The organism is Antarctobacter aquimaris, from assembly GCF_900184945.1.
GTDB lineage: Bacteria > Pseudomonadota > Alphaproteobacteria > Rhodobacterales > Rhodobacteraceae > Maliponia > Maliponia aquimaris.
The window spans coordinates 59,953-74,484 of the sequence record NZ_FXYF01000014.1 but is presented as its reverse complement, the minus strand read 5'-3'; the positions used below and the strand labels follow the sequence as shown (position 1 = coordinate 74,484).

Here is a 14,532-nt window from a genome sequence, read left to right as displayed (position 1 = left end):
TTCCAGTATGTCGCCAACCCCGCCGTACACACGCTTTGCGGCGGGCCCAGGAAGGAGCGCATTGTGATCCAGCCGATCGTGAGGGAAGAGAGAACCGGTGTCATAGGGATCATGTCCCATGTTTTTTGAAATCGCGCTGGTGCTGTTTCTGATCTGCCTGAACGGAGTGCTGGCGCTTTCGGAGCTGGCAATCGTTTCGGCACGACCCGGCCGCCTTGAAGCGCTGGCCAGGAACGGCAGCCGGGGCGCGCGCGCCGCGATTTCTCTGGCAGAGGATCCCGGCAAATTCCTGGCGACGATCCAGATCGGGATCACCCTGGTCGGAGTCGGTGCCGGTGCCTTTTCAGGCGCTACGATCGGTGGGCGGCTGGCGGCCGTCCTGCCGGGTCTCGGCGTGCCCGGTGTGATTGCCTATGAAGCCGGCGTGGGCATCGTCGTGATGGGGATCACCTATCTGACGCTGGTCATCGGCGAACTTGTCCCCAAGCAGATCGCGCTTTCGGCGCCGGAACGCGTTGCCGTGCGCGTGGCACCTGCGATGCAGGCGTTGTCACGCCTCGCGGCGCCGGTCGTGTGGCTGTTGGACCGTTCGGGCAAGTTGGTGCTGCGGCTCATCGGTCAGTCGGGCCGGCGCGATGCGTCGGTCAGCGACGAGGACATCCACATGTTGTTGTCGGAGGCGGCAGGGGCGGGGGTCATCCACAGGGCGGAAAAGGATCTCATCGGCGGTGTGATGCGCTTTTCCGATCGCCGCGCGCGCAGCCTGATGACCCCGCGCCACAAGGTCGAGGTTGTCAGGGCGGACGAGACGCGGATGCAGATTCTCGCCCGCTTTGCCTCCTCGGGCCACTCCATACTGCCGCTGCGGGACGGGGGAGAGGATGATATTGTCGGCGTTCTGCGTGGCCGGGATCTGCTGGTGGCAACGACCGCGACCTTTGACCCGCTGGCGCTCGTGCGTCCTGCGCCGCTGGTGCCCGACACTCTGCCTGCCCTTGCCGTGGTCGACCGGCTCCGCGCTTCGCCCGGCAAGTTCCTGATTGTCCACGACGAGTATGGACATTTCGAAGGCATCATCACACCGATGGATGTCCTGAGCGCGATTGCCGGCGGATTCGATGAGACCGAAGACGACCAACCAAAACTCGTGAGGCGCAACGACGGGTCTTTCCTGGTGGAGGGCGGGATGCCGACGGTCGAGCTCGCCGAACACCTTGGTCTTGCAATGCCGGATGATGAGGGGTTCGACACCGTCGCAGGTTTCGTGTTTCACCAGATGGGGGAACTGCCGAGAACAGGCCAGAGCGTCACCATGAACGATTGGCGAATGGAGGTCGTGGACATGGATGGCCTACGGATCGACAAGGTGCTGGTGAGCCGCATTTCCGACGCAGAGTGAAGGATCAGGTTCGCCTTTGCGGGGAGTGAAGGACCCTACCGGCCGCATTTCCAAGCTCATTGTTTCGCATGGCGAATGCCTGGAGGGCAGGAACATGAAGCGATCAGGCAAGATCGGGCTAAGGTCGGCTTTCCGTATCCTCGTTACGTCGTGAGATGATGTTCCCGACACTGTCGAGTGTGACACGAACTCCGGACTTGGCCGAGTGAACGATCAGGCGCGGCGTGGCGCGGTTGCCGGCGCCCAACTCGAACCAATATGTGACTGTGCCCACACGCATGCAGTCCTCGAATTCGTTGCGGCTTGTGGCGAATGCCTCTGCAAGCCGATCCAGGTCGACGTCTGTCCGGTCATTTGAAAGCATGATCCTGATCATCGGTGTTCACTCCACAAGCCCCGGTTACATCGAAAAGACGGGTTTCAGCCGCGACCAGCCCTGTTTCGTGGACCGTTTCCGCGGGACAGGCCGATCGGGTTGCCTGCTCGAGTTCAGAAATGGGCGACGTCCGGCCAGCGAAGCGTTGAGGCGTCGAACGACATCGCGTGTTCAGCGGGAAATGCCTGCCATCCGCGCGACGGCGCGTGCCACTTTACCTGTACCTCAAGCAATTGCTGTCGTGTGGTTTTTCAATGTCTTGTCAGGCCTTCCTATGCGGCGGCGCCATTTGCCAGCAGCGGCTTGATGCCTGCACGATTTCGACCCGGCATGGGCTTTGGCCAAGACGATTCAGTCCGCCGGTGCGATGACTGTCCGGTGATCGGGCGTGCACTATCCTGCGCAGCAAGCAGCCTGAGAGAAACCGAACAGGCGATTGCAATCCGCCTCCCGTTTCACCTTCGGCAGATCCCGGCAGGCCATTGCTCGTTGCATATTCCGTGCCAATGAGTTGTGATCCTGCCGATGACACAAAGCGTGCGCGACATCCTCGTCTCGGTGAAAGCCCTTCTGGGCGGCACCGCCGCCTTCATGATCGGCAACTCGCTGCTCGGCGTTGTCCTGCCGCTTCGCATGGAGGCGGCGGGCTATCCGGTGGCGCTGACCGGCGCAATCATGGCGGCCTATTACCTCGGCCTGGCGCTTGGCGGGCTGCGCGGCAAGCGCGTGATCTTCCGGATCGGGCATATCCGCGCCTTCGCTGTGTTCGCGGCGCTGACGGCCGCGACCACGCTGGCCTATGCGGCGTTCTTTCATCCGGCTGCATGGCTGGTCCTTAGGGTCGTCAACGGGTTCTGCATCGCCGGCCTGACGGCCACGATCGAAAGCTGGCTGAACACCCGAAGCAGCAACGAAACGCGGGGGCGGGTCCTTGGTTTCTACATGCTGACCTTCTACCTCGCGATTGCATCGGGTCAGACGATGGTCAATCTCGCCGATGTTGCGACGCCCGATCTTTTCATGCTGGCGGCATCGCTGATCGGGCTGTCGCTGATCCCGGTCGCAATGACCACCCTGGGCGAGCCCAATCTGAGCGAAAGCCGGGTGCTGAACGTCAGGGACCTCTACGCAGCCTCGAAGGTGGGCGTGGTCGGCGCCGCGGTCGCGGGTCTGATGGTCGGGTCCTTCTACGCGCTGGGGGTCGTCTTTGCCCGCAGGATCGGGCTGGGAGTTTCCGAGGCCGCCCTGTTCATGAGCGTCGTGGTGCTGGGCGGACTGGCAGCCCAGATCCCCATGGGCATGCTGGCAGATCGGTTTGACCGGCGCATCGTCATGTCGGGCGCATTGCTGGCGGTCGGCACCGCCTGGGGCACGCTGGCGGGCTTCGTTGCCTCTGGCCTGCCGTTCACGGCCTTGCTGATCGTGGCGCCGGCGTTCGGAGGGGCGATGAGCAGCGTCTATCCGCTCTGCGTCGCCCAAACCTTCGACCGGCTGGAACGCAGATACTATATTGCCGCAGCCGGGCGTTTGCTGATGGTCTATTCCATCGGTGCGACACTCGGCCCGCTGATCGCCGCAGCGCTGATGTCGATCCACGGCCCATCCAGCTTTTTCGTGTTCGAATCCACGGTCGCGGTGCTTTACGCCTTGTTCGTGCTCGTCCAGGTCGCGCTGCGGCCATCGCTGCCTGCGGACCAGCGGGAGAAATACGTGCCGCTCCCCGACGTGACGCCGATCGCAATGTCGCTCGACCCACGCACCGAGGCCGGCAGCCGAGGCATGGACCGGTGATTTTCACGACGAGACCGCCGCCGCGCAGAGTGCCTATGTGCCGATCCTGGCAGAAGGAAATCCCGTCGATCGTGGGCCTGCGGGGGCGGTGCGTCAGGCACTGACCTGTTCATGGCAGATCAGGGTGGTTTCCGCTGCAGAAAGCGGTTCCGACAGCAACGTGCAAAAACCCCCGGAACCCGAGGGTTCGTAGTGCATGCAGGTGTTGCACACGCCAAAGGCGCGACCGCCGTTCTGGTCCAGCACGCCCTTGAGAATTGCCGTGAGAGCGGCGTGAAGGGCCTGTTGTTCCCGCGCATCCAGATTTGACAGGCTTTGCTCGAGGCCGCCATAGCCCCGAGCGATCTCTTTGCCCTTGGCTGTCAGTTCGAAATGGATTGCCCGCTTGTCACGCGTCGAGCGGTGCTCGGTCACATATCCCTTCTGCAGCAGCGATTTGAAGGTCTGCGAAATCGTTCCCCGCGTCGTTCCCAGGTACTCGGCAACATGCGACGGACTTCTCGAAAACCGATTGGCCCGGTCAAGGTAGACCAGGACCGCCCGCTGCGTGGGGTTGAAATCGCCTTCCCACGCGGACGCCGCATCGAGGCGTGCCAGCCGGTTGATCAGCTCGCGAATGTGCAGATGGCCTTTCATGCCCATCCAGTAGCGACTCGAAATAATTATTGCAATAGTTTCGAGTCGCTACTAACAGGGGTGGCAGTTACATGAAAGGACGAACCATGAGACACCCACTTTTCCTGGTCACGACAAGCCTGGCGCTGATCGGCGGCGCCGCATGGGCGGACGGTGACGGCGACCATGGCCATGCGGTGCACCACGACGGCGCCATCCTGTCGGCGGCGGATCAAACCAGGGTCGCGGCCTTCGACATCCTGGGCGCACATGCACACCGCGATGGAAATCTCGTGACGTTCCACATGACGACAAACGGGATCGCCGGGTCGGAAGTGCCGGTGCCGACGGGCAAAGTGGGTGGGTCGGACGTGCTGTCCTACGTCTGGCCAACCTCGCTTGATCCGTCGGCTGTAGAGTTCGAGGGCGGAACCGGCATTCTGGCCCTGGCTGCCACCAGCCACCCGGATTTCGACGACACGCCGCTATACGATGAAAACAGCGACGGTGATCCGACCAATGACGGCAATGTCTGGCACAGCCATTGGGTGGTTCTCACACCGACCGACGCTTGCGGGCCAGGCGCGCTGGCGGTGCGCGACATCCCGGCGGGCGAGACGCCGAAGCTTCCCGCCACATGGCCAGGCTTGCCGATCTTCCTGGACAGTCCCGGGTTCACGCCGCTCTTCGATGGGCCCGAGATCACTGTGAATGTTGCGTTCCGCAGCGGTGTGGAGATTGCAGGCGTGGCCTATGATGGCGTCACGTCCGCCCTGCGCGTGAACGCGAACATCCACGCGCCGCTGTTTTGCGTGATCGACGTCTTTGATGTGGCGTCTGGTGACCTCAGCCTGCCGGGTAGAATAGACTGATCAGGAAAGGAGGCGGTGCGATGCGCAGCCTCCCTCATCCGGCAAACAGGATCCAGACCCATGGCCGCGCCAGAGCTTCACGTATCCCAATGGTTCAACACGGACCGGGACATCACCCTCGCCTCCCTTCGTGGCAAGGTCGTTGTTGTCGAGGCGTTTCAGATGCTGTGTCCGGGCTGCGTTTCGCAGGGCCTGCCCCTGGCGCAGAAAGTGCATCAGTCCTTCCCGAGAGAGGTTGTGGCGGTTCTTGGGTTGCACACGGTGTTTGAACACCATGCCGCGATGACCCCGGTATCGCTGAAGGCGTTCCTGCACGAGTATCGGATCACCTTTCCGGTTGGCGTCGACACGCCGGGGGTGGGACCGTTGCCAAAGACCATGGAAGCGTTCCAGATGCGCGGCACGCCCAGCATGTTGATTTTCGACAAGTCCGGCGCCCTGCGCGCGCATCATTTCGGGGCTGTCCCCGAACTGTTGCTGGGCGCCGAGATCGCAACGCTGCTTTGCGAGGACGCGGATCCGGCACCGGGTGCGGCAATGGAAATCGGCTGAGAGGCTGCTCGCAATCGGGAATTTCGGCGCATCTCCGGCTGTCTGATGCGACGATCGGGGGGGGGCGTTTGACCACGTGTCGCAGGCGGAAATGCCGGCGTCTCTGAAAACGATCCACCGCTGCCACCATCCCGGTTTGCTGGCGGACAGCGGCGCCGCACGGCTCTTCTCCGGCCTGGCCACGCCCTGCGACAGATCGGCCCGGCGACGGTCCGGGTCAGCCCGTGGTCGCGTGAAAGTGACCTCTTGCCGCGCTTGTGAAGCGACTGGTTCACGGGCTATATCGCCCTCTGACCCAAGGAGAATTCATGATGCGCGTCGGTCCAGTCGCTTTCACCGTTTTGGCAACTGCCGGCGCCGCGTCAGCCCAGGCAACGTTGTCCATCCCGCTTGAACGCGGCACATCCGACAGCGTCCTGTCGCAGATCTATGCCTGCGGGGATGGGGGCGCCTTTTCCGTTCAATATGTGAACGCCGGTGCCAATGCGCTCGCGATCCTTCCGATCGACGGAGAAGACCGCATTTTCGTGAACGTGGTTTCGGCGTCGGGCGCCCGATACGTTTCCGGCGCCTATGTCTGGTGGACCAAGGGGGATACCGCGACGCTGGAGAACGAGTTGTCGGAAGGCAGCCTTCAGGACTGCCGATCGCCGGAAGCCCTGCCATAAGTGCGACAAATCCCAGCCCGGCCATGGATTTCCCTTGCAGGAAGGCGTGGTTGGGCTGACCTGCTGGCCAAACTCCCGTTGTTCGAGTTGGTTCGCATCGGGCCCCATGGGGGTGGTTCTCGCTGCGGACCGTCAAGCAGCCGATTGCCCGGAGGGCAGTCAGGCCTGCGTGCAGGCCGGTCTTTACGTTTCAAGGCTGCGGCGTCGCGCAACCTGGATGTTCATGTGGATTGATGCGGCGATGCGTTCGGCCCGCTCGATCACCCAGGCCGCACCTTCGGGAGGACAGACCTCGGTCGCGGTTTGCCGGAACAGCGCCAGCCAGCGGTCGAAATGGGCCTGCTCGACGGGCAGCGGCAGGTGTTTGGGCATCGGCGCGCCGTGGTAACGCCCCGTCATCAGCGCGACCGATGACCAGAAGTCGACCAGCTTGTCGAGGTGCGGACCCCAATCCGTGATGCGCGCGGCAAAGATCGGGCCAAGCAGCGGGTCGGCGCGCACCTTGTCGTAGAATCCATGCACGAGGCGCACCAGGATCGCGTCGTCCAGACCGGTGCGTGCCATCAGGTCGGCGGTGATCTGCGGCCGCGCGGATTTGATTGGTGGTGTCTGCGGCGCTGCTGCCATTTCCGGGGCTCTCCGTGAATTGGTATTTACAATGCCTATTAAAGCTGCATAATCGCACTTGTAAATGCCCAATGAAAGCTGGGTCTGATGCGCCTTACCTCCTTCACCGATTTCGGCCTGCGGGCACTGATGCGCCTGGCCTCGGCCCCGGACCGGGCGTTTTCCACTGCGGAACTGGCAGAGGAATTCGCGTTGTCGCGCCATCACCTGACAAAGATCATGGCGGCACTGGCACAGGCCGGCATCGTGTCCACGCGGCGGGGCGGCGGCGGCGGGGCGATGCTGGCAAGGCCACCGGCAGAAATACGGCTGGGGCAGGTGGTGCGCATCCTTGAAGAGGGCCAGCCACTGGTCGCATGTTTCGCGGCCTCGGGGGGCGATTGCACGATCACCGATTGCTGTCGGCTCCGGGCGCGGCTGGGCGCGGCCGAGGCGGCGTTTCTGGCCGAGCTTGACCGCTCGACCTTGGCCGATGTGGCGCTGCGCGGCGACGGGGCGGTGGCGGCATGATCGCCGCGCTGACCCATACGGAACGCCGCCTGGCGATGGGATTGTCCCTGTTGCTGGCGCTGGTTGGTCTGCTCATGGCGGCGACCGCCCGGCAGGACCCGATGGCGGTGCACGGCTTCATGGCGGTGGCACTGGGCGTGGCGCTGGTCTTTGTGGTGGGCGGCGTGCTGGAACATCCCGGCCCCGACCCCCAGCGTCTGTCGCACTACTACGACGACCCGATCAAGGCCGGCATCCTGATCGCCCTGCTTTGGGGCGTGTTTGCCATGGCGGTGGGGCTTTGGGTGGCCGCCCTGGTGGTCTGGCCAGAGGCGACATTCGGCCAGGCCTGGTCCAGCTATGGCCGCATTCGCCCGGTCCATACCACCGGCGTGATCTTTGCCTTCGGCGGCAACGCGCTGATCGCCACCTCCTTCCACGTCATGCAACGCACCTCGCGCGCCCGGCTGCCGGACCAGATCAGCCCCTGGTTCGTGCTGATCGGTTACAACCTGTTCTGCCTCTGGGCGATCACCGGCTATTTCATGGGCATTACCCAGTCCAAGGAGTATGCCGAGGCCGAGTGGTATGCCGATATCCTGCTGGTGGTCGTCTGGGTCGTCTACTTCGTCTTGTACCTGCGCACCCTCGCGCGCCGGGCCGAGCCGCATATCTATGTCGCCAACTGGTACTACCTCGCCTTCATCCTGGTGGTGGCCATGCTGCACATCGTCAACAGCCTGGCCCTGCCGGTCAGCCTTGCCGGTGCCAAAAGCTATTCGGCATTCTCGGGTGTGCAGGATGCGATGGTGCAATGGTGGTATGGCCACAATGCCGTGGCCTTCTTCATGACCTCGGGCTTTCTGGGGATGCTCTATTACTACCTGCCGATGCGCGCACAGCGGCCGATCTATTCCTACCGGCTGTCGATCCTCAGTTTCTGGGGCATCACGTTCTTCTACATGTGGGTGGGGTCGCACCACCTGCACTACACGGCCTTGCCCCACTGGGTGCAGACGCTGGGCATGACATTCTCGGTCATGCTGCTGGTGCCAAGCTGGGCCTCGGCGGGCAATGCGCTGATGACGCTGAACGGCGCCTGGCACCGGGTGCGCGACGACGCGACGCTGCGGTTCATGTTCGTGGCGGCGGTGTTTTACGGGCTGTCGACGTTCGAGGGGTCGTTCATGGCGATCCGCCCGGTCAACGCCCTGTCGCATTATACCGACTGGACCGTCGGGCACGTGCATTCCGGCGCGCTTGGCTGGCTGGCGATGATCACCTTCGGCGCGTTCTATTCGGTGGTGCCGTCACTTTGGGGACGACCGGGCATGTATTCATCCCGGCTGGTGGAATGGCATTTCTGGTTGGCCCTGGCGGGGCTGCTGACTTACGTCTTTTCGCTGTGGAACGCTGGCCTGACGCAGGGCCTGATGTGGCGCACCTACAACGCGGCGGGCACGCTGCATTACTCCTTCATCGACAGCATGGAGGCGATGCGCCCCTACTACATCGCCCGCTTCATCGGCGGTGTGTTGTTCCTGGCGGGCCTGGTGATCGGTGCGGTCAACATCTGGCTGACGGTGCGCGGCCCACGCGGTGCGGCTGCGGATCGCCCGCTTGCCCCGCAACCGGCGGAGTAGCGCGATGCCCCTCTTGAAACTGCACTACAATCTCGAAAAGCACTCGATCGGCCTTGTGGTGGCCATCATCCTTGCCGCCAGCGTCGGCGGCATCATCGAGATAGCGCCGCTGTTCACCATCGACGAAACCGTCGAGACCACCGACGACATGCGGGTCTATACGCCGCTGGAGCTGGCCGGGCGCAACATCTACATCCGCGAGGGGTGCTATGCCTGCCACAGCCAGATGGTGCGCACCCTGCGCGACGAGGTGGAGCGCTATGGCCCCTATTCGCTGGCGGCGGAATCGCAATACGATCACCCGATGCTCTGGGGGTCGAAACGCACCGGGCCGGACCTGGCGCGCCTGGGCGGCAAGTATTCCGACGACTGGCATGTCGCCCACCTGATCGACCCGCGCGCCGTGGTGCCCTCGTCGATCATGCCGGGCTATTCCTGGCTCGCCGAGAACCCGCTGGAGGTGGACGACATGGCCGCCCATCTGGCAACGCTGCGGCGGCTGGGGGTGCCCTATACCGACGAGATGATCGCCGAAGCCTATAGCGATGCCCTGGGCCAGGCAGCGCCCGACGGCGACCGGGCCGACGGCGTTGTCGCGCGGTATGGCGATGCCACAACCATCCGCAATTTCGACGGCGATCCACGGCTGACCGAGATGGATGCGCTGGTGTCCTATCTGCAAGTGCTGGGCCAGTTGACCCAGGCCCCCTACCAGGCCGGAGTGGAGGCCAAGCCATGAGCCATGACACCCTTGTCCTCATCGCCAAGTCGGTCGGCCTGATCTACCTGATGGTGTTCTTCCTGATCGTCGTCTTCCAGACCTATCGCCCGTCGCGCAAGGCGGCCGCAGACCGGGCCGCCCGTTCGATCCTGACCGCGGAGGACAGGCCATGTCGGTAGGTGAACGTGACCCTGTCACCGGCCAGGCCACCACCGGCCATGACTGGAACGGCATCAAGGAGTTGAACAATCCGGTGCCGAAGGCGGTGATCGCCTTTATCGTGGTGACGCATCTTTATGCGCTGGTCGCCTGGGTGCTGCTGCCGACATGGCCGCTGGGCCAGACCTATACCAAGGGGCTTTGGGGCGTTGACCAGAAAACCGCCGTTGCCGCCGATATTGCCCAGGCTGAAGCCGCGCGTGCCGATTGGACCACGGCGCTGGAGACGCAAAGTTTCGAGGCGATCCGCGCCGACCCCGACCTGATGGCGCGGGCGATGGCAACCGCAGCGCCGCTCTTTGGCCAGAACTGCCAGGCCTGCCACGGCACCAAGGGTATCGGCGGGCCGGGCTTTCCGCGACTGTCGGATGATATCTGGCTTTGGGGAGGTACGGCAGAAGAGATCGCGGAAACGCTGCGCTTCGGCATCAACAGCCCGCATCCCGACACCCGCTTTTCCCAGATGCCCACCTTTGGCCGCGACGGGCTGCTGACCCGGCCCGAAATTGCGGCTCTGACCGACTACGTGCTGACGCTGTCAGGCGGAGTGCGCGCGGGCGATACGTCGGAAGGCGCGGTGCTGTTCCAGGACAATTGCGCCAGTTGCCACGGCGAGGATGCGCGCGGGATGACGGATCAGGGCGCCCCGAACCTGACCGATGCCGATTGGCTGTATGGCGGCGACGCCGATGCAATCCACACAACGCTGATGAACGGCCGGCAAGGCGTGATGCCCGCCTGGACCGACCGGCTGAGCGAGGCCGAGATCAGGATGCTGGCACTCTACGTCCAGGACCTGTCGGGAGCTGCGCCATGAGCGTGGTGCGGGGCGCGAAACTGCCGATAGGCCTGGGCGTTGCCGCTTTCCTGGCGCTGGTCATCGCTGCCAACTGGCAGTTCGTGACCCTCGCGCTGGCGTCCCATCCCGGCTGTGTCCAGGTCGATCCCGAACACGCCGCCGCGAAACCAGGCTGCTGAAGGAGGCATGAATGCTTGAACCCCTTCCCGCCGTCGAGCCGCTTCAGCATCGTGCCAGCCCCTATGCGCGCCAGCTGCCGACCGGGGCAGCGTTCAGCTGGCTTGCCGCCGGCTGGCGTGACCTGCGCCGCGCCCCATGGCCCAGCCTTGGCTATGGGCTGGTCATTTTCCTGGCCTCGGTGCTGGTGATCTGGGCGATGGTCGCGGTGGGCCTGCCATGGCTGATCTTCCCGGCTCTTTCGGGGTTTCTGGTGGTCGGCCCCATCCTTGCCATCGGCCTCTATGAAAAGAGCCGCCGCCATGCCGCGGGCAAGGCGGTGCGATTGTCCGACATGGTTCTGGTGCGCCCGGCCTCGGGCGGGCAGGTTCTGTTCGCGGGACTGCTCCTGTGCCTTCTGGTCGTCTTGTGGCTGAGGGCCGCCGATCTTCTCTATGCGCTGTTTTTCGGGCTGCTGCCGTTTCCGGGCTTCGATCAGATCCTGGCGCAACTGCTGACCACACCGCGCGGTTGGGCGCTGGTGGCGACCGGCTCGGCGATCGGCGGGCTGTTCGCGGCCTTCGCCATGGCGATCAGCCTGTTCTCGATCCCGATGCTGCTGTCGGTACGCACCGATGCGCTGACCGCACTTGGCACCAGTTTCGCCCTGACCACGCAGAACCTGCGGGCGGTGCTGCCCTGGGGCGGGATCGTCGTTGCGGGCTTTGCGTTTTCCGTGGCCACCGGCCTTCTGGGCCTGATCGTGGTCTTTCCGCTCCTGGGTCATGGCACCTGGCACGCCTGGCAGGCGCTGCGCCCCGACGCCGATCCCGCCCGGCAGGACTCCGCAACGCCATGACCGGCGCGCTGTTCCTCATCCCCGTTGCCATCGGTATGGGCCTGATCGGTCTTGCCGCGTTCTTCTGGAGCCTGCGCCACGACCAGTACGACGACCCCGACGGCGATGCCCGGCGCATCCTGACCGCCCCCGACACACCTGCCAATCCGACACAAAAGGAGACATCACATGGATAACTGGCTGCCCAGCCTGATCACGCCGACCCCCAGCGAAGGCTATGACCTTGCGGTCAAGCTGGCCCGGATTGCGGTGAAAAAGACCCAGCCCGATGCCGCCATCCGCGACAAGCTGCGCAAGGATTACGAGGCTGACGCCGACGCGCTGATCGCGGTGTCGCATGTGGTGGCCATCCATTTTGCCACCATTGCGGCGGCCAATGACCACTGGCGCGCCGTGAAATGAGTGTCTTGACCATCGGCGACGACCGGGTGCGGGTCGACGCCGCATGGTCGCGCAGGGTTTCGATCTTGATGAGCCGCGCTTGCGCGATCTGGTGCGCGCAGGCACCTTCACCACGGGCCGCGAAACCGGCGTAGGCGAAGATGCCGGCGGCACGCGGCTGAACCTTCGCATTGGCAACCGGGAGCTGCGGCTGACGGCGGACGCGGCGGGCGGGATGGTTGAACCCCTGCGGATCGGCTTCGTGCGGGCGCAATCTCTGACCCGGCAGCATGGCAAGGCAGGGGCGGCCGGTTGATGCCCGCGCTCGCGGAACAGGTTCCACGGGTGAGGCCGTGCAGCGCAAGGTTCTTTGGCCCTCCGGTCCCCTCGACGCGCCATCGTCGAGGACGCAGCAAACGGCGTTCGGTCTTCACCGATCAAACGAACCAGACGCCGACCGCCTCGATACCATGCCCCGGATGGCCCACGCGGGGCCTGGCCCCCGCATGTCACGGGGTTTGGCCAGATCATGCACCTCACGGACCAGACGAGAGTCCGCCACGGGTCTCTTGCACGATTTCAACGCCTGGTCACAAAAGCCATTCCACCGGCAACCAGCCGATGATCTTCAGTGCGATACGTCTGGGCAGGGTTGCCCCGGGTTCCCTATGCGTTTCCGTTTCGCCGGATGGACCGCGCCAAATCAGTTGATCGTTGAGCAGCTCCACGCGCCAAGCGAGGTCACTCAGGCCCTCGTCGAAGGCTTTGTGCATTGTTCGGGCCATCCCGGTGCTTTCGATCAGCAGCCCCATCTCCGTGTTCAGTGTCGCCGAGCGGGGATCGAAATTGAACGAGCCTACGAAGACGCGTGTGCCGTCCACGGCAAACGTCTTGGCGTGAAGGTGCGATCCCGACGATCCCAGTGGTCCCAGGATATCCAGCGACGACGGACCGCCGGGCAGAGCGCGCAATTCAAAGAGGCCGACACCCGCCAGCAACAGATCGCGACGGCGCTTGGCATAGCCTGCGTGAACCGGCAGCATGTTTGTCGCCTCAAGCGAGTTGGTGAGCATGCGCACCGCAACGCCGTTTTTTCCCATCTCGGCAAAGGCCTTCACCCCCGCGGCGCCAGGGACGAAATAGGGGGTCACGCCGTCAAAGCGGCTCTTGATCGGCCCGACTGCGTCAAGCAACCGGGTGATGAACAGATCCGAGTGAGGAAGCGAACCAAAACCGATGACAGGATCGTCGCTGACCAGGACGGCCCTGGTCCACTCCAGCGCCAGCTCGCCCCGCGCCAGCGACCCAACCATATCGGAGGCCTCAAGCAGGGGGCGGTACTTGTTGAGCTCCGGATCATTCTCGAACCTGTCCAGCGCCGACGCAATCAGACCGCTGTTGTCGGACTTGCCCAGAATCTGCTCGGCGGGATGAACTGCCGTCGAATTCCAATAGCGGTCGAAATCCGCCGATATCTTGGGGACGATGTCGCCAACCGCCAGAACATCCAGGTCGATTTGCAGCGGGGTTACGCCGGTTCCGAAATATTCGCCCCCCACGTTGCGACCGCCCAGAATGCTGGCGCGGCCATCGACGGTGAAGGCCTTGTTGTGCATCCGATGGTTCAGCCGGAAGAAATCAAAGCCGAAAGACAATCTTTTGAATCGACGCAGGGTGAACGGATTGTAGAGGCGAACCTCGATGTTGGGATGGGCATCCAGGGCCGCCAGAACGTCGTCAAGTCGTTCAATCCCGTTGTCATCCAGCAACAGGCGCACCCGCACGCCGCGCTCTGCGGCGCGATAGAGCGCCTTCAGCAGCAGATGCCCGACCATGTCGGCGCGCCAGATGTAGTATTGAACGTCGATGGAGGACACGGCGGCATTGGCAAGCAGGATGCGCGCTGCAAAGGCGCCCCGGCCATCCGGCAGGGACGCGACGCCGGTCAGTCCCTCATGCCCGCGGCCGAGCCGGATCAGCGCCTCCGCCAAGGCACCGTGTTCGGCGGGCGGAACTGCGGTGGTCGCCTTGCGGCCGGTGCTGGCAGGGGCGGGAAAGACCATCCGCGCAACGACGACTGCGACCGCCAGAAAACCGATCGTGAAAAGAAGACATTTCATAGCGGTCAGTAGCATCGGGCCAACTCTGGGTAGTGCCGGCGCCGGGTGATACCGGGGCGAATGGGCCGGCGGTCTGATGCAGTCTTTTCCCGGGATTCACCCGGCACGCAACTGCCCGCCAGCCAGTGTCGCGGGTCATCGCGGCTTTGTCCAACCCAAGCCGGCACCGACCGGCCGGAACGGGTGAACCGGGCAAGTGACCGTTTGACGTTCCGCAGGGAACACCTGAAGCTGGATCCAGGTTC

The 14,532-nt window shown here is 64.0% G+C and carries 19 protein-coding genes; 15 read left to right on the top strand and 4 right to left on the bottom strand.

Annotated features, from left to right (window positions below):
* Positions 1-118: 118 nt before the first annotated feature.
* Positions 119-1,399: a hemolysin family protein gene (locus tag MAA8898_RS20325; protein ID WP_094022864.1), complete on the top strand. Its 1,281-nt coding sequence runs from the start codon at positions 119-121 to the stop codon at positions 1,397-1,399.
* Positions 1,400-1,517: 118 nt separating this feature from the next.
* On the opposite strand, the gene MAA8898_RS20320 is transcribed toward MAA8898_RS20325, so the two are convergent.
* Positions 1,518-1,775 carry a DUF6522 family protein gene (locus tag MAA8898_RS20320; protein WP_094022863.1) on the bottom strand — a complete coding sequence of 86 codons (258 nt, stop codon included), beginning with the start codon at positions 1,773-1,775 and terminating at the stop codon, positions 1,518-1,520.
* Between the two features lie 525 nt (positions 1,776-2,300).
* Between MAA8898_RS20320 and MAA8898_RS20315 the strand changes: the two genes are divergently transcribed.
* Positions 2,301-3,566 (top strand): MFS transporter, encoded by a 1,266-nt coding sequence (locus MAA8898_RS20315; RefSeq protein WP_245853504.1) that lies wholly within the window; start codon positions 2,301-2,303, stop codon positions 3,564-3,566.
* Positions 3,567-3,659: 93 nt separating this feature from the next.
* On the opposite strand, the gene MAA8898_RS20310 is transcribed toward MAA8898_RS20315, so the two are convergent.
* Positions 3,660-4,202 (bottom strand): MarR family winged helix-turn-helix transcriptional regulator, encoded by a 543-nt coding sequence (locus tag MAA8898_RS20310; RefSeq protein ID WP_094022921.1) that lies wholly within the window; start codon positions 4,200-4,202, stop codon positions 3,660-3,662.
* Between the two features lie 86 nt (positions 4,203-4,288).
* On the opposite strand from MAA8898_RS20310, the gene MAA8898_RS20305 reads away from it, so the two are divergent.
* From MAA8898_RS20305 to MAA8898_RS20295, 3 genes are all read left to right on the top strand, one after another.
* Complete coding sequence (locus MAA8898_RS20305; protein WP_094022862.1) at positions 4,289-5,053, top strand: hypothetical protein; 765 nt, start codon at positions 4,289-4,291, stop codon at positions 5,051-5,053.
* Between the two features lie 60 nt (positions 5,054-5,113).
* Positions 5,114-5,605, top strand: coding sequence for a peroxiredoxin family protein (locus MAA8898_RS20300; protein WP_094022861.1), 492 nt, complete (start codon positions 5,114-5,116; stop codon positions 5,603-5,605).
* A 308-nt stretch (positions 5,606-5,913) separates the two neighbouring features.
* Complete coding sequence (locus tag MAA8898_RS20295) at positions 5,914-6,273, top strand: MliC family protein (protein ID WP_094022860.1); 360 nt, start codon at positions 5,914-5,916, stop codon at positions 6,271-6,273.
* 183 nt (positions 6,274-6,456) lie between these two features.
* Here the strand turns inward: MAA8898_RS20295 and MAA8898_RS20290 are convergent, their stop codons facing one another.
* Positions 6,457-6,900: a group III truncated hemoglobin gene (locus tag MAA8898_RS20290; protein WP_094022859.1), complete on the bottom strand. Its 444-nt coding sequence runs from the start codon at positions 6,898-6,900 to the stop codon at positions 6,457-6,459.
* 87 nt (positions 6,901-6,987) lie between these two features.
* Between MAA8898_RS20290 and MAA8898_RS20285 the strand changes: the two genes are divergently transcribed.
* The 10 genes from MAA8898_RS20285 to MAA8898_RS20245 are packed head-to-tail and all read left to right on the top strand — an operon-like array spanning position 6,988 to position 12,483.
* Complete coding sequence (locus MAA8898_RS20285) at positions 6,988-7,410, top strand: Rrf2 family transcriptional regulator (RefSeq protein WP_094022858.1); 423 nt, start codon at positions 6,988-6,990, stop codon at positions 7,408-7,410.
* On the top strand, positions 7,407-9,032 hold the full coding sequence (ccoN, locus tag MAA8898_RS20280) for a cytochrome-c oxidase, cbb3-type subunit I (protein ID WP_094022857.1): 1,626 nt from the start codon (positions 7,407-7,409) through the stop codon (positions 9,030-9,032). Before MAA8898_RS20285 ends, ccoN begins: the two co-directional genes overlap by 4 nt.
* A 4-nt stretch (positions 9,033-9,036) precedes the next feature.
* Complete coding sequence (gene ccoO, locus MAA8898_RS20275; RefSeq protein ID WP_094022856.1) at positions 9,037-9,771, top strand: cytochrome-c oxidase, cbb3-type subunit II; 735 nt, start codon at positions 9,037-9,039, stop codon at positions 9,769-9,771.
* Complete coding sequence (locus MAA8898_RS20270) at positions 9,768-9,932, top strand: cbb3-type cytochrome oxidase subunit 3 (RefSeq protein ID WP_094022855.1); 165 nt, start codon at positions 9,768-9,770, stop codon at positions 9,930-9,932. The genes ccoO and MAA8898_RS20270 overlap by 4 nt, the downstream gene beginning before the upstream one ends.
* Entirely contained in the window at positions 9,923-10,789 is an 867-nt protein-coding gene (ccoP, locus tag MAA8898_RS20265) for a cytochrome-c oxidase, cbb3-type subunit III (RefSeq protein WP_094022854.1), read from the top strand. The genes MAA8898_RS20270 and ccoP overlap by 10 nt, the downstream gene beginning before the upstream one ends.
* Entirely contained in the window at positions 10,786-10,950 is a 165-nt protein-coding gene (locus MAA8898_RS26395) for a hypothetical protein (protein ID WP_176445252.1), read from the top strand. The genes ccoP and MAA8898_RS26395 overlap by 4 nt, the downstream gene beginning before the upstream one ends.
* Positions 10,951-10,961: 11 nt before the next feature.
* On the top strand, positions 10,962-11,786 hold the full coding sequence (locus MAA8898_RS20260; RefSeq protein WP_094022853.1) for a DUF2189 domain-containing protein: 825 nt from the start codon (positions 10,962-10,964) through the stop codon (positions 11,784-11,786).
* Positions 11,783-11,962 (top strand): cbb3-type cytochrome oxidase assembly protein CcoS, encoded by a 180-nt coding sequence (gene ccoS / locus MAA8898_RS20255; RefSeq protein WP_094022852.1) that lies wholly within the window; start codon positions 11,783-11,785, stop codon positions 11,960-11,962. Before MAA8898_RS20260 ends, ccoS begins: the two co-directional genes overlap by 4 nt.
* On the top strand, positions 11,955-12,188 hold the full coding sequence (locus tag MAA8898_RS20250) for a hexameric tyrosine-coordinated heme protein (protein ID WP_094022851.1): 234 nt from the start codon (positions 11,955-11,957) through the stop codon (positions 12,186-12,188). Before ccoS ends, MAA8898_RS20250 begins: the two co-directional genes overlap by 8 nt.
* A gap of 43 nt (positions 12,189-12,231) precedes the next feature.
* Positions 12,232-12,483, top strand: a complete 252-nt coding sequence (locus MAA8898_RS20245) for a DUF6522 family protein (protein ID WP_094022850.1) — start codon at positions 12,232-12,234, stop codon at positions 12,481-12,483.
* Between the two features lie 274 nt (positions 12,484-12,757).
* Here MAA8898_RS20245 and MAA8898_RS20240 read toward each other — a convergent pair whose 3' ends face one another.
* Positions 12,758-14,302, bottom strand: coding sequence for a phospholipase D family protein (locus MAA8898_RS20240; protein WP_094022849.1), 1,545 nt, complete (start codon positions 14,300-14,302; stop codon positions 12,758-12,760).
* Positions 14,303-14,532: the final 230 nt, after the last annotated feature.

Coding starts and splice junctions, on each gene's coding strand:
- ccoN (WP_094022857.1), top strand. CDS start 7,407: ATGATCGCCGCGCTGACCCATACGGAACGCCGCCTGGCGATGGGATTG.
- MAA8898_RS20285 (WP_094022858.1), top strand. CDS start 6,988: ATGCGCCTTACCTCCTTCACCGATTTCGGCCTGCGGGCACTGATGCGC.
- MAA8898_RS20305 (WP_094022862.1), top strand. CDS start 4,289: ATGAGACACCCACTTTTCCTGGTCACGACAAGCCTGGCGCTGATCGGC.
- MAA8898_RS20300 (WP_094022861.1), top strand. CDS start 5,114: ATGGCCGCGCCAGAGCTTCACGTATCCCAATGGTTCAACACGGACCGG.
- ccoS (WP_094022852.1), top strand. CDS start 11,783: ATGACCGGCGCGCTGTTCCTCATCCCCGTTGCCATCGGTATGGGCCTG.
- MAA8898_RS20240 (WP_094022849.1), bottom strand. CDS start 14,302: ATGCTACTGACCGCTATGAAATGTCTTCTTTTCACGATCGGTTTTCTG.
- MAA8898_RS20245 (WP_094022850.1), top strand. CDS start 12,232: ATGGTCGCGCAGGGTTTCGATCTTGATGAGCCGCGCTTGCGCGATCTG.
- MAA8898_RS20315 (WP_245853504.1), top strand. CDS start 2,301: ATGACACAAAGCGTGCGCGACATCCTCGTCTCGGTGAAAGCCCTTCTG.
- MAA8898_RS20295 (WP_094022860.1), top strand. CDS start 5,914: ATGATGCGCGTCGGTCCAGTCGCTTTCACCGTTTTGGCAACTGCCGGC.
- ccoO (WP_094022856.1), top strand. CDS start 9,037: ATGCCCCTCTTGAAACTGCACTACAATCTCGAAAAGCACTCGATCGGC.
- MAA8898_RS26395 (WP_176445252.1), top strand. CDS start 10,786: ATGAGCGTGGTGCGGGGCGCGAAACTGCCGATAGGCCTGGGCGTTGCC.
- MAA8898_RS20325 (WP_094022864.1), top strand. CDS start 119: ATGTTTTTTGAAATCGCGCTGGTGCTGTTTCTGATCTGCCTGAACGGA.
- MAA8898_RS20290 (WP_094022859.1), bottom strand. CDS start 6,900: ATGGCAGCAGCGCCGCAGACACCACCAATCAAATCCGCGCGGCCGCAG.
- MAA8898_RS20250 (WP_094022851.1), top strand. CDS start 11,955: ATGGATAACTGGCTGCCCAGCCTGATCACGCCGACCCCCAGCGAAGGC.
- MAA8898_RS20270 (WP_094022855.1), top strand. CDS start 9,768: ATGAGCCATGACACCCTTGTCCTCATCGCCAAGTCGGTCGGCCTGATC.
- ccoP (WP_094022854.1), top strand. CDS start 9,923: ATGTCGGTAGGTGAACGTGACCCTGTCACCGGCCAGGCCACCACCGGC.
- MAA8898_RS20260 (WP_094022853.1), top strand. CDS start 10,962: ATGCTTGAACCCCTTCCCGCCGTCGAGCCGCTTCAGCATCGTGCCAGC.
- MAA8898_RS20310 (WP_094022921.1), bottom strand. CDS start 4,202: ATGAAAGGCCATCTGCACATTCGCGAGCTGATCAACCGGCTGGCACGC.
- MAA8898_RS20320 (WP_094022863.1), bottom strand. CDS start 1,775: ATGATCAGGATCATGCTTTCAAATGACCGGACAGACGTCGACCTGGAT.